The sequence below is a fragment of the Rhizobium sp. SYY.PMSO genome (assembly GCF_046840415.1).
GTDB lineage: Bacteria > Pseudomonadota > Alphaproteobacteria > Rhizobiales > Rhizobiaceae > Rhizobium.
Genome location: NZ_CP177351.1, coordinates 1053456 through 1066314 on the forward strand (window position 1 = coordinate 1053456; position 12859 = coordinate 1066314).

The following is a 12859-nucleotide window of genomic DNA, read 5'->3' on the forward strand; positions in this document are numbered from 1 at the left end:
GAGAAAGCCATGAACGCCCGTTCCCTGACGCTTCACGGTGTCAACAAGACCTACGACGGCAAGCATATGGCCGCCGATAACGTGTCGCTCGACATCAAGGCCGGCGAATTCGTCTCCTTCCTCGGGCCGTCCGGCTCCGGCAAGACGACGACCCTGATGATGATCGCCGGTTTCCAGCACCCGACGAGCGGTGAAATCCGCCTGGGCGAGCGCGCCATCGACAAGCTGCCGCCGCACAAACGCAACATCGGCATGGTGTTCCAGAACTATGCGCTCTTCCCCCACATGACGATCGCCGACAACGTCGCCTTTCCCCTGCGCATGCGCGGTGTCGAGAGAGCGGAAAAAGAGCGACGCTCCCGCGAGGCACTGGCCAAGGTCGGGCTGCAAGGCTTCGAGAAACGGGTCCCCTCGGAACTTTCCGGCGGTCAGCAGCAGCGCGTGGCGCTTGCGCGCGCCCTCGTCTTTCAGCCCGACATCATCCTGCTCGACGAACCGCTCGGCGCGCTCGACAAGGCCTTGCGCGAGCACATGCAGGTGGAACTGAAGCGCATCCATCGGGATCTCGGCGTTACCATGGTCTACGTCACCCACGACCAGACCGAGGCCATGACGATGTCCGACCGCATCGCCGTCTTCAACCAGGGGCGCATCGAGCAGGTCGGCACCCCGGACGAGATCTATTTCGCACCGAAGACGCGCTTCGTCGCCTCCTTCATCGGCGACAGCAACATCATCGCCGCCTCTTCGCTCGGCGACGGCCGCTTCGAGACGCCGGTGGGCGTGGTCGAGACGAAGGTCATGGGCGCCCACCGCAACGGCAAGGCCGAGCTGCTGCTGCGGCCGGAAATGATCCGGCTCGCCAACGGCGCAGACGGCCCTTGCCAGCCGATGAAGATCGACAGCACCATCAACTACGGCGACAACCTTCTGGTCATCGGCAAGCTCGGCACGCAGGCGATCCGCATGCGCGTGCCCGGCGTCGATGCGCGCAGGCTCGACGGCGCCTCCGAATGCCGCGTCACCTGGCGCAGCGAGGATGTGCACGTCATCGCCTGACCATCGCCAAGACCATGTCAAGCATACCGGAGTCCGTCATGAACGATCGTCCCAATTCTCTCCACGCCCTGGACCGGCAAAGCCTCGTCCATCCCTACACCAACCTTGCGGTGCATCAGGAAGCGGGGCCGCATGTCATCACCGGCGGCGAGGGCATTTATGTCATCGACGACAAGGGCAGGCGCTATATCGAGGGGCTCGCAGGCCTCTTCTGCGCCGGCCTCGGCTTCAGCGAGTCGAGGCTCGTCGAGGCGGCGACGCGGCAGCTGAAGACCATGCCCTTCTACCATTCCTTCGCCCACAAATCGACGGAACCGGGGATCAGGCTCGCGGAAAAGCTCCTCTCCTTGGCCCCGGTGCCGATGTCCAAGGTCTTCTTTGCTGGCTCCGGATCCGAAGCCAACGACACCGCTATCAAGCTGATCTGGTACTACAACAATGCGCTCGGCCGGCCGCAGAAGAAGAAGATCATCTCGCGCCGCAAGGCCTATCACGGTGTCACCGTCGCGACCGCGAGCCTCACCGGCCTGCCCTTCAACCATCGCGATTTCGACCTTCCGATCGCCAATATCCTGCACACCGATTGCCCGCATTATTGGCGCTTTTCCGAGCCCGGCGAATGCGAGGAGGATTTCGCGACGCGTCTTGCCGGTAATCTCGAGGCGATGATTATCGAGGAAGGCCCCGAGACGATTGCCGCCTTCTTCGCCGAGCCCGTCATGGTATCGGGCGGCGTCATTACCCCGCCGAAGACCTATTTCGAGAAGATTCAGGCGGTCCTCGCCAAGTACGATATCCTTCTCGTCGCCGACGAGGTCATCTGCGGCTTCGGGCGGACCGGCAACATGTTCGGCTGCGAGACCTACGGCCTGAAACCCGACATGATCAGCTGCGCAAAACAGCTTTCGGCCGCCTACATGCCGATTTCGGCACTGATGATCAACGAGAAGATCGCCGATGCTCTCGTCGACCAGAGTCGCAAGATCGGCACCTTCTCGCACGGCTTCACCTATGGCGGTCATCCCGTCGCAGCCGCCGTGGCGCTGGAGGCCCTGACGATCTATCAGGAGATCGACATCGTCTCCCATGTTCGTACCGTCGGCTCGCGCTTCCAGGAGGGCATCCGCAAGCTCGGCGAGCATCCGCTGATCGGCGAAGCGCGCGGCGTGGGCCTCGTCGCCGGCCTCGAATTCGTCAAAGACAAGATGACCAGGGAAAACTTCCCGCCCGCCTGGCAGGTCGCCAACCACGCCGGCAAGTTCGCCACGGAACGGGGCATACTTACCCGCGGTCTCGGAGACATGGTCAGCCTGTGCCCGGCCATGATCATCAATGAGGGTGAGATCGACGATCTCATGGGCCGGATGCAGCTTGCACTTGACGACACGCTCGCCTGGGCCCGCGCCCAGGGTTACGTCGCCTGATACCGGAGATCGCCATGACTGCCTCCCACACCTACGAACGGCTCGGCATGCTTATCGGCGGCCGCTGGCTGTACGAGACCGATCGGCAGGATGCGGTGGTCGATCCCGCGACCGGCGCGATCCTCGGCCACCTGCCGCATGCCACCGACGCCGATCTTGCCGCCGCCGTCAGCACCGCACAGCGCGCCTTTGAAATGTGGAAAGACAGCTCGCCGCTCGAGCGCGGCCGGATTCTGCGCCGCTTCGCCGATCTCGCCCGCAAGCACGCCGACGAGATCGCCCGCAACATGGTGCTCGACCAGGGCAAGCCGCTGGCGGAAGCCATCGGCGAGATTCGTTTTGCCGCCGACCATGCCGACTGGCACGCGGAAGAGGCCCGGCGCATCTACGGCCGCGTCATACCCGCGCGCGATCCGTGCGTGCAGCAGGCGGTGCTGCGCGAACCGGTCGGCGTCTGCATCGCCTTTACCCCCTGGAACTTCCCCTTCAGCCAGGCGCTGCGCAAGGTCGTGGCGGCTCTGGCGAGCGGCTGCACAATCATCTTGAAAGGTCCGGCGGAATCGCCCTCCTCTACCGTCGCGATCGCCAGGCTGATGCAGGAGGCAGGCCTCCCGGACGGCTGCCTCAACATAGTCTGGGGATCGTCGTCGCACATTTCCGAAACGCTGCTTGCCGCCCCCGAGGTCAGGAAGATCTCCTTTACCGGTTCCGTCGAAGTCGGCAAACTGCTCGCCGCGCTCGCCGGGCGGCACATGAAACGCTCGACCATGGAGCTTGGAGGCCACGCTCCCGTCATCGTCTTCGACGACGCCGATATCGATGCCGCCGCCGACGCGCTTGCCGCGCAAAAGGTCCGAAATGCCGGGCAGGTCTGCATCTCGCCCACGCGCTTCTATGTGCAGGCAAACGCCCATGACCGATTCTTGGCACGTTTTGTCGACAGGATGGCGGCGACGACGGTCGGCAATGGCCTCGATACCGGCGTGCAGATGGGACCGTTGTGCCACGCCCGTCGGGTAACGGCGATGGAAGGCTTCGTGCAGGACGCGCGAGAGCGCGGCGCCGATATCGTCACCGGTGGCGGGCGCATCGGCAATGAGGGCTTCTTCTACGCGCCGACAGTCGTGGCCGGCGGCTCGGATGCGTTGCGGCTGATGAACGAGGAGCCGTTCGGCCCCATCGCCGTCGTCACGCCGTTTTCCGGTTTCGAGGACGTCATCCGCCGCGCCAACAGCCTGCCCTTCGGCCTCGCCTCCTATGTGTTCACGGGTTCGAGCAGCCGCGGCCAGCACGCCGCCCGAGCCCTTGCCGCCGGCATGGTCAGCATCAATCATTTCGGCCTAGCGCTGCCCGAAACCCCGTTCGGCGGCATCAACGACAGCGGCTACGGCAGCGAAGGCGGCACGGAAACCTTCGACGGATATCTCAACACGAAATTCGTGACCCGTTTCGACGCGCGGCCCGAATGAGCCTGCCCCTATATATTGGAGAATGAAATGTTTGAAGCCATCGATACCGGGTCGGATCCGTCGGATGTCCCGGTCAGCGAAGTCGTCCGCGCCGGGAACCTCGTCTGGTCGGTCCATATTTCCGAAGACCCGGTGACTGGCGAGCCTGTCACCGGCGACATCGAGACCCAGACGCGCCGCACTCTGCAGAACCTCGACATCGCGATGCGCGCCGCCGGCGGTACGCTTGCCGATGTCGTCCAGATACAGGTCTTCCTCATCGACCGGGCCGACGCAGCCGGCATGAATACCGTCTATGCCGAGTTTTTCAGGGAACCCTATCCCGTTCGAGCGACCGTCGTGGTGAAGGAACTGCTTTCCGAGGGGCTGCGCATCGAAATCCTCGCTCATGCCGCGCTCGGCAGGGCCATCTAGGGAGCAGCTATGTTCGAGAAAATCGAAACCGGCATCGCCGCCTCCAAGGCGCCGCTCAGCGGCACCGTAAGAGCCGGACGCATCGTACGCTCCGCCCATATCGCCAAGAATCCGGCGACAGGCGAACTCGTCACGGGCGACATCGAAACGCAGGCCCGCCAGATCTTCCGCAATTTGCGACAGGCCCTCGAAGCCGCCGGAGGATCGCTCGCCAACGTCGTCCAGATCCAAGCCTATCTGATCGACAAGGCCGACGCTCCTGGCATGAACCGCGTCTACCGGGAATTCTTCTCTGCTCCCTACCCCGTCCGCGCTACCGTTGTGACCGATCTCCTGTCCGCCGGCATCCGCCTCGAAATCATGGCGACGGCGGTCGTCTGAACACGGCGAACCTTCGAAATCCAGCCATTGCGCCATCGCAAAGCAAGCAAATCCAGCGGGGTCAGGCCTTATACGGATCTGCCTCTATTGACTTGTCGCAATCCGCTTGGGTATTCTTCAATTATAGCCATTATTCTACAATAATGGTATTAATTGGGAGGAGAATGCCGTGAATATCCTGAAGCTTGCCTATGTCGCGACCTCGCTTCTGGCCTTTTCAGCGCCTGCCGCCTTCGCGCAGCAGCAAGGCGGGGTGATCAATGTCGCGACCATCGGCGAGCCGGCATCGCTCGACCCGATGATGAGCGCGACCGATCTGGTCGGCATGATCTCGCAGCACATATTCGAAACGCTGTTCACCTTCGACAGCAAATGGAACGTCACGCCGCTTCTGGCGCAATCCATGCCCGAGGTAAGCGGCGACGGCACCGTCTATGCGATCAAGCTGCGCCGGGGCATCAAGTTTCATAACGGTCGCGAGATGACGGCGGACGATGTCGTTGCCTCGCTCAAGCGCTGGCTGGACGTGGCCTCGCGCGGCAAGCAAACGGCGGTCTATATCAAATCGGTCGAGAAGACGGCCGACGACACGGTGACGATCACCCTCACCCAACCGTATGCGCCGCTCCTGTCGCTTCTGGCCTTCAACAATTCCGCCGCCGTGATCATGCCGGCCGACGCGCTGGCCATGCCGCTGAAGGAAGTGATCGGCACCGGCCCCTACAAGCTCAAGGAACACAAGCCGGATCAATATATCCAGCTCGTGCGCTTCGACGATTACAAGCCGCGCAGCGAAAAGGCCGACGGTTTCGGCGGCGCACGCGTCGCCGAGGCGGATGAAATCCGTTTCGCGCCGCTTCCCGATGCCAATACGCGCGTCGAGGCGGCGATTTCCGGCCAGTACGACTATGTCGATTCTCTTCCGGTGGAATCCTATCAGCGTCTGGAACAGGGCAAGGACAAGCCGGTCCTGCTCGATCATTTCGGCTGGCCGATCTTTGTCATGAACAACAAGGAAGGCCCGCTCAAGAACCCGAAGATCCGCAAGGCCGTGCAGATGGCGCTGAGCGAGGCGGATATGCTGGCGGCAGGCTTCGGCGATCCGAAATTCTATGCCGTCGAGGCGGCCATGTATCCGAAGAACTATGTCTGGCATACGGATATCGGCACCGAGAACTACAATATCGCCGATCCCGAAAAGGCCAAAGCGCTGCTGGACGAAGCTGGCTACGACGGCACGCCGCTGCGCATCCTGACCAGCCGCCAGTACGAGTTCCATTACAAGATGGCACAGGTGGCGCAGATGTATCTGGAACAGGCCGGCTTCAAGGTCGATCTTCAGGTCAGCGACTGGGCGACCATGATCCAGCGCAACAAGAAGCCGGAATTGTGGGATGTGTTCATTACCCATAGCCCGTTCCTGCCCGAACCGGCGCTGAACTTCATCCTGTCCAAGACCGCCGGCGGCTGGTGGGACACGCCGGAAAAGGAAAAGGCGCTCGATGCTTTCAACCGCGCGACCTCGCAGGAGGACCGCGTGAAGTTGTGGGCCGACCTGCAGAAGCTGATCTTCGAACAGGCGCCTATCGTCAAGATTGGCGATTTCAGCGCCCTGTCGGCGGCGTCGCCGAAACTCGGCGGCTTCAACCCGTCGCCCTGGCCATATTTCTGGAACGTCCAGGTCAAGAACTGACCTGACAGCGTGCCGCATTTCAAAACGAGATGCGGCGCTTTCCATCCCGATCGCATTTCGCAGGCATATCATGACCGCAAGCTTTCCCATTCTCGAAGCCGGCACGCTCGCCGCCCGCATCGACCCCTATTTCCGCGCATGGAACGATGAAAATTCGCCGGGCGTGATGCTGGCCGTGCTTTCGGGCGGCAAGGTCGTGCATGAGGCGGCCTATGGCATGGCCGACATTGCCAACGGATTGCCGCTGTCGAGCCGTTCCGTCGTGCGGATCGCCTCGCAGAGCAAGCAGTTCACCACCTGCCTGCTTCTGATGCTGGAACGCGACGGCCTGTTGTCGATGCAGGACGCGGTTCAGAAGCATCTGCCCTGGCTGCCGCATTTCGACCGGCCCGTGACGCTGCATCATCTCGCGTCCAACACGAGCGGTCTGCGCGACATTCTGGAGATGATGACGATCGGCGGCGTGCCGATCCTCGCCCCTTCCTCGCGCGCCTATGCCCGCGGCGTGGTCAGCCGCCAGAGCGCGCTGAATTTCGAGCCGGGCCACGATCTTTTGTACAGCAACAGCAATTTTCTGCTGCTGTCGGAAATTCTGGAGCAGGTTTCGGGCAAGAGTTTCAACGACCTCCTGCATGAGCGCCTCACCGGTCCGCTCGGCATGGAAGACACCCGCCTGATGCCGCGTGACGACGATATCGTGCCTCGCCTTGCCGTGCATCACCGGCGCGGCCCTGACGGCAACTGGCTCAAATCCGCCTGGGGCATCGCCATTGGCGGCGAGGGCGGCATGGTGTCCAGCCTGCACGACATGGTCGTCTGGCAACAGAACCTGCGCGATCCCAAGGTCGGCGACAGAGCCCTGTTCGAACGCATGGCCGATGCAGGCGTGACGATCAACGGCCACGCCTCGCCCTATGGCTACGGTCTCGTGCGGGATACAGGCGGGCCGCTCACCTCGGTCGGTCATGGCGGCTGGATCGCCGGAGCACGCTCGGAATCGGTTCGTTTCGAGGAAGCGGATCTCGGCATCGTCATGCTGTCCAACCATGACGATTTCGCGCCCTATGTGCTGGCGCGCACCATAGCCTACGATCTTTTGGGCGTATCGGCGGGAAGGCCCGACGCCGATTTCGATATCGCTCCCGGCACCTATCGCGAGGAAGGCGGCGACGATGCGTTCCGGATCGAGATCGGCGACGGCCAGCCACGCCTGATCATGAATATGGGCGGCGCCCCGCTTCTGGCCGTGGATGATGGCAAATGGCAGCCGCAGGCCTCCATCCCCGCCTTTGCGCTGAAGGCCACGCCCGATGGCGTCATTCTTGCCGAGCGTTTCGGCCGCGTGCGCCGTTTCCTACCCATCGCGCCCGCCGCCATTTCACTGGAAGCGTTTGCGGGCCGCGCCTTCCATGCGCAATCGGGCGATTTCCACGGCGAAACCCGGATGGCCGGCGGCGACCTGCAATTGAGCCTGTCCTCGCCGGAAGGCATGCAGCGCGTCAAGCTCGTCGCTTATGGCGCGGATTTCTTTTTCGCCCACCCGATGAGCATGGACGTGCACGATCAATGGCGGGTCTGCCCGTGGGTTCTGCCATGGCTTTTCACCGTGCGGTTCACGCAGGACGGCATGATCGTCAACAGCGATCGCACCAAGCGGCTGACATTGACCGCAATCTGACGGAACTGCAGCGTCGAAAAAGCCCGTCATTGGCGGGCTCGTACAGTGCGAGGCCGGAACATCGAACGCGGTGTTCCGGCCTTTTTCTTCATGCCTGCACGAAATGATGCTCGCTGAGCTGGCGATAGTCGCGCCGCGGCGGCACATAATCGACGGGCCGCATCGGGCTCTTCAACTCCTCCACCTGCATCATGCGGCGCAGATGCCGGCGGTCGGGATCGGGGATGGGCACCGCGGAAAGCAGTTTCTTCGTATAGGGATGCTGCGGATTCTCGAGGATTTCCGACCGCTTGCCGATCTCGACGATCTCGCCCAGATACATCACCGCCACGCGATGGCTGACCCGCTCCACCACTGCCATGTCGTGACTGATGAAAAGATAGGCGAGCTTGAGGCTGGCCTGCAATTCGAGCATCAGATTGATGACCTGCGCCTTGATCGAAACATCGAGCGCAGAGACGGATTCGTCCGCGACGATGATCCTCGGATCCATGGCGAGCGCACGGGCGATGCAGATGCGCTGCCGCTGGCCACCGGAAAATTCATGCGGGAAACGATTGGCCATATCCGGCTGCAGGCCGACGCGCTGCAACAGATCGGCCACCTTTTCGCGCGCCTCGGCTCTCGTGCCCATGCGATGCTCGAGATAGGGCTCGGCAATGGCGTCTCCGACCCGGATGCGCGGATTGAGGCTGGCGAACGGGTCCTGAAAGATCATCTGCATCTTGTGGCGCATCCGCCGCAGGGCGCGGTTGTCGAGTTGCAGCACTTCCTCACCGTCGACTTTTACCGATCCTTCTTCCGGCGTGATCAGGCGCATGATGGCGCGGGCGGTCGTGGACTTGCCGCAACCGGATTCCCCCACCAATGACAGGGTTTCGCCCGGTTGCAGGGTGAGGCTCACATCTTCGATGGCATGCACCCGCCCCTGCAGGCGGCCCAGCAGGCCGGCATGAATATCGAAGCGCTTGACGAGATTCTTCACTTCCAGCACCGGCGGCGCATCGTGGTCCACCGTGTCGGCCGACACGGTCGGCTCTTCCGGCAGGCCCGTGTTCGGGTCGAGATCGGGAAACCGCAGCGGACGGTCATAGGGCTTCATGGAACCGAGCATCGGCACGGCGGAGAGAAGCGCCCGCGTGTAGGGATGGCGCGAACGGTGGAATATTTCCGACGTCACGCCGCTCTCCACCGCGTCGCCGCGGAACATGACCACCGTGCGATCGGCGATTTCGGCCACCACGCCCATATCGTGGGTGATGAAGAGAACCGAAGTGCCCTCCTCCTGCTGCAAGGTCTTGATGAGATCGAGAATCTGCCCCTGAATCGTCACGTCGAGCGCTGTCGTCGGCTCGTCGGCGATCAGAAGCTTCGGACGCGTGGCAAGCGCCATGGCTATCATCACGCGCTGGCGCATGCCGCCGGAAAAGCGATGCGGATATTCATCGAAGCGCGAGGCGGCGGAGGGAATGCGCACGCGCTCAAGCAGACGGATGGTTTCGGCCCGCGCTTCATCGCGGCTCATCGGCTTATGGCAGATCAGCGCCTCGGAAATCTGCTCGCCGATGGTGAAGAGCGGATTGAGCGAGGTCATCGGCTCCTGAAAGATCATCGCCACCTCATTGCCGCGCACCTGGCGCATGGCCGGTTCGCCGAGGGTCAATATATCGCGCCCGTTGAGCACGATGCGACCCTCGATGCGGCTGGTGTCCTTCTGGAGGAGCCGCATGATGGACAGCGAGGTCACGCTCTTGCCCGACCCCGATTCGCCCACCACCGCGACGGTCTCGCCCGGATTGACGGTGAAGGAGATGTCGCGCACCACGGGCTTCCAGCCGCCTTCCACCAGAAAGGAGGTGGTGAGATTTTCCACCGAAAGCACGGGCTTAACAGCGTCATTCCGGGTCATGGTCTCTGTTCCTTCCTGAATCCTTGTTCTTTTATTCCGAAACCGGCAACCGCCCTCGGGAGGCATGCCTCAGTCGGGCCAGCGGCGCAGGCTGTCGAAACGACGCTTGTTGCGATCGCCGAGCGGCGTCGCGATGATCTCGTTGGAAGCACGCGCCTTGTCGAGCTCCTCGGCAAGGCGTTTCGCCACCACCGTTTCCTGACCGGGGTGCAGGTTGCAGGGATCGAGATAGAAATAATTGTGCTCGATCTCGTGGTCGCGGGCGATGACCGGCGGATTGCCCCGTGCCAACGCATCGACCAGATCCCAGGCGGTAATATGCGCCGTCGCCGCATCGATGGTCACACGCAGGCGGTCGAGCGGATTGTGCGTGGGGTCGGCCTCGATCACGGCGCTCACCCCGTCATAAGCGCCCAGCGCGTCGCGCCAGAGATCGAGGTAGGATTTTTCCCGCGCGCGAATGACGGCGTGATCGCGCTTCTCCCATGCCTCGAGCGCCGCCATGACGCCATAGATGCTCTCCTTGCCGACCTTCATGCCGCGTCCGATACCGGCATTCTGAAGGAAGGCGTGGCGCACCATCTCCTTGGCGCCGGCCACGATACCGCTGGTCGGGCCGCCGAGGAACTTATGGCCGGAATAGAGCACCACGTCGGCGCCGGCGTCGAGAAAGCCGCGAAGATCGTATTCCGAGGCCGCATCGATGATCACCGGAATATTGCGCGCATGGCAGATTTCCGCAAAGCGGCTGAGCCCCAGAAGGCCGTAATTGACGACATGATGCGAGACGACATAGACGGCGGCGGCGGTACGCTCGTTGATCGCGCCTTCCAGATGATAGTCGTAGGCGCTCGTCGCCTGCCCGATCAGCACGGGCTTTGCCCCGGCGATACGGATCGCCTGATCGACCGGCGCGCCATAGCTCACCACATGGCCCATCTGCACGATGATCTCGTTCCTCAGCCCGGCGGTATCCGGCAGGCGCTCTATTGCCGCCAGATCGTCGCGGGTCATGCAGCCCGCCACCGCCAGCGTGATGCCCGCCGAGCAGGAGGCCGTGACGAAGCCGGCTTCGGCCCCCGTCAGGCGCGCAATCACCGCGCTCGCCTTGCGCTGAAGATCGTTGATCTCCACGAATTGCGGCAGGATGCGCGCCATGGCCTCGGCCACTTCAGGCACGGCGATGGATGCGCCGAGCCCCGTCATCGTGCCCGAGACGTTGACGACTTCGCGCAGTCCAAGCATGTTACGAATATTCACATTGGTCATCTTCATCTCCGGACCGATGCGCCGGTGCTGCGGCGCTCATTTTCTGCCAGATCATTCCATAAATCTGGCATCTATTTCCTGTTTATGTAATAATTGATCGATTTCGCCCCCGTTGCCGGGAGTGTGCTTCGCAACCGAATTTTCGATGGAGCCCGTTTCATGCCTGCCGAACAAGCTCTGAAAACCGCGCCTGCGGACGCCACGGAAAAAGCCGCGCGTCGCTCGCGTGTCAGCGGCATCGACCGCGTGCTGCAAGTCCTCGATTTCCTGTACGACACCGGCCGGCCGAGCGGCGCCTACGCCATCGCCAAGTCCATCGGCGCACCGCTCTCCACCGTCTATGTGATCGTGGAGGACATGGTCGAAAAGGGCCTTCTGTCGCGCAGCGCCGACGGCAATCTCTGGCTCGGCGACCGGCTTTACCGTTACGGCCTCGCCTATGCGCGCTCGCTGGATTTCCTGAGCGTCGCCAACAGCGAAATGCACGATCTTTGCCGCCAGATGGGCGAGACGATCCAGCTTTGCGGGCTGGACGGCGATCATATGCAAGTGCTGGCCATGGCCGATGGTCCCGGCCATTTTCAGGTGACCTCGCGGGTCGGCACCCGTGTTCCGCTCAACTGGACGGCGTCGGGCCGCTTGCTGGTCGGCCACCTGCCCGACGAGGAGCGGCTGGCGCTGTTCACGCGCTGCGCGACCGCCTCGCCCACCGGTCGGGCCGACACCGATCCGCAGACGCTGTCCGATGCGGCCAAGCGCGCCTTCGCGCAGCGCTTTTCGGTTCAGGCCGGCGAATCCGACTATGCGGTCGCCTGCATCGCCTCGCCCATCTGCAACGAGAAGGGCGCCTGCGTCGCCACCATCTCGATCGTGCTGCCCGAACAGAAAATCATGGACAACCCGGCACACTATACCGAAAGCGTCCGGCAGTCCGCCGAGCGGATCGAGAAGGCGATGGGCTGGCGCAATCATTGATCCATCCTGTCTCTTTGTCGTGCTGCGGTTCCGAACGGAAAATCGCCACGCACGTCCGGGGCTGCCCTATTCGTGCAAGGCCACGATGGCTTCGATCTCGACGGAAATATTGTTGGGAAGCGAGCCGACGCCGACGGCCGAGCGCGCATGATGACCGGCCGAGCCGAACACTTCGATGAAAAGATCGGAGCAGCCGTTGATCACACGCGGATGCTCGTCGAATTCCGGTTCGGCATTGACCATGCCTAACAGCTTGACGATACGCTTTACCCGGTTGAGATCGCCCAGGGCGTGATGCATGACGGCGAGGAGGTTGATCCCCGTCAGGCGCGCGTGCCCGTAGGCTTCCTCGACCGAGACCGCGCTGCCGACCTTGCCCTTGTAAAGCGTGCCGTCGGTTTCGAGCGGGCCCTGCCCCGACAGGTAGAGCACATTGCCCTCCTGGACATGGGTGACGAAATTGGCGATCGGCGGCGGCGCGTCGGGAAGCTGGATGCCGAGGGCTTCCAGGCGTTCATAGGGATCGATATCTTCGCCGGTCGTTGAATGCGCGGTACGGGTCGGCACGGGAACTCCTGTCATTCGGCG

The 12859-nt window shown here is 62.8% G+C and carries 11 protein-coding genes; 8 read left to right on the plus strand and 3 right to left on the minus strand.

The genetic code is table 11. The features are described 5' to 3' along the window. The first annotated feature begins 9 nt into the window (after window positions 1-9). The 7 genes from ACJJVH_RS31515 (at window position 10) to ACJJVH_RS31545 (ending at window position 8118) form a co-directional block, all read left to right on the plus strand. The gene (locus ACJJVH_RS31515; protein WP_112802191.1) at window positions 10-1059 is read left to right on the plus strand and encodes an ABC transporter ATP-binding protein; all 1050 of its coding nucleotides are present in this window, start codon (window positions 10-12) and stop codon (window positions 1057-1059) included. 38 nt (window positions 1060-1097) lie between these two features. Further along, window positions 1098-2483, plus strand: a complete 1386-nt coding sequence (locus tag ACJJVH_RS31520; protein WP_412066423.1) for an aspartate aminotransferase family protein — start codon at window positions 1098-1100, stop codon at window positions 2481-2483. Window positions 2484-2497: 14 nt separating this feature from the next. Continuing rightward, complete coding sequence (locus tag ACJJVH_RS31525; protein WP_412066424.1) at window positions 2498-3952, plus strand: NAD-dependent succinate-semialdehyde dehydrogenase; 1455 nt, start codon at window positions 2498-2500, stop codon at window positions 3950-3952. A 27-nt stretch (window positions 3953-3979) separates the two neighbouring features. Further along, entirely contained in the window at window positions 3980-4366 is a 387-nt protein-coding gene (locus ACJJVH_RS31530; RefSeq protein WP_412066425.1) for a RidA family protein, read from the plus strand. Between the two features lie 9 nt (window positions 4367-4375). Beyond that, window positions 4376-4747, plus strand: coding sequence for a RidA family protein (locus ACJJVH_RS31535; protein ID WP_412066426.1), 372 nt, complete (start codon window positions 4376-4378; stop codon window positions 4745-4747). Window positions 4748-4916: 169 nt separating this feature from the next. After that, the gene (locus ACJJVH_RS31540; protein ID WP_412066427.1) at window positions 4917-6440 is read left to right on the plus strand and encodes an ABC transporter substrate-binding protein; all 1524 of its coding nucleotides are present in this window, start codon (window positions 4917-4919) and stop codon (window positions 6438-6440) included. Between the two features lie 70 nt (window positions 6441-6510). Beyond that, window positions 6511-8118 (plus strand): serine hydrolase domain-containing protein, encoded by a 1608-nt coding sequence (locus ACJJVH_RS31545; protein ID WP_113436798.1) that lies wholly within the window; start codon window positions 6511-6513, stop codon window positions 8116-8118. A gap of 88 nt (window positions 8119-8206) precedes the next feature. Here the strand turns inward: ACJJVH_RS31545 and ACJJVH_RS31550 are convergent, their stop codons facing one another. Further along, on the minus strand, window positions 8207-10027 hold the full coding sequence (locus tag ACJJVH_RS31550; RefSeq protein WP_113452761.1) for an ABC transporter ATP-binding protein: 1821 nt from the start codon (window positions 10025-10027) through the stop codon (window positions 8207-8209). A gap of 69 nt (window positions 10028-10096) precedes the next feature. Further along, the gene (locus tag ACJJVH_RS31555; protein WP_113436796.1) at window positions 10097-11296 is read right to left on the minus strand and encodes an aminotransferase class V-fold PLP-dependent enzyme; all 1200 of its coding nucleotides are present in this window, start codon (window positions 11294-11296) and stop codon (window positions 10097-10099) included. Window positions 11297-11455: 159 nt separating this feature from the next. On the opposite strand from ACJJVH_RS31555, the gene ACJJVH_RS31560 reads away from it, so the two are divergent. Continuing rightward, window positions 11456-12271 (plus strand): IclR family transcriptional regulator, encoded by an 816-nt coding sequence (locus ACJJVH_RS31560; protein ID WP_112802269.1) that lies wholly within the window; start codon window positions 11456-11458, stop codon window positions 12269-12271. A gap of 66 nt (window positions 12272-12337) precedes the next feature. Here the strand turns inward: ACJJVH_RS31560 and ACJJVH_RS31565 are convergent, their stop codons facing one another. After that, a complete protein-coding gene (locus ACJJVH_RS31565; RefSeq protein WP_412066428.1) occupies window positions 12338-12838 on the minus strand; it encodes a RidA family protein in 501 nt (166 codons plus the stop codon). Between the last annotated feature and the right edge of the window lie 21 nt (window positions 12839-12859).

What these genes read in the sequence shown, in the direction of transcription:
- ACJJVH_RS31560 (WP_112802269.1), top strand. Translation starts at nt 11,456, where the DNA reads ATGCCTGCCGAACAAGCTCTGAAAACCGCGCCTGCGGACGCCACGGAA.
- ACJJVH_RS31555 (WP_113436796.1), bottom strand. Translation starts at nt 11,296, where the DNA reads ATGACCAATGTGAATATTCGTAACATGCTTGGACTGCGCGAAGTCGTC.
- ACJJVH_RS31535 (WP_412066426.1), top strand. Translation starts at nt 4,376, where the DNA reads ATGTTCGAGAAAATCGAAACCGGCATCGCCGCCTCCAAGGCGCCGCTC.
- ACJJVH_RS31545 (WP_113436798.1), top strand. Translation starts at nt 6,511, where the DNA reads ATGACCGCAAGCTTTCCCATTCTCGAAGCCGGCACGCTCGCCGCCCGC.
- ACJJVH_RS31515 (WP_112802191.1), top strand. Translation starts at nt 10, where the DNA reads ATGAACGCCCGTTCCCTGACGCTTCACGGTGTCAACAAGACCTACGAC.
- ACJJVH_RS31550 (WP_113452761.1), bottom strand. Translation starts at nt 10,027, where the DNA reads ATGACCCGGAATGACGCTGTTAAGCCCGTGCTTTCGGTGGAAAATCTC.
- ACJJVH_RS31520 (WP_412066423.1), top strand. Translation starts at nt 1,098, where the DNA reads ATGAACGATCGTCCCAATTCTCTCCACGCCCTGGACCGGCAAAGCCTC.
- ACJJVH_RS31525 (WP_412066424.1), top strand. Translation starts at nt 2,498, where the DNA reads ATGACTGCCTCCCACACCTACGAACGGCTCGGCATGCTTATCGGCGGC.
- ACJJVH_RS31530 (WP_412066425.1), top strand. Translation starts at nt 3,980, where the DNA reads ATGTTTGAAGCCATCGATACCGGGTCGGATCCGTCGGATGTCCCGGTC.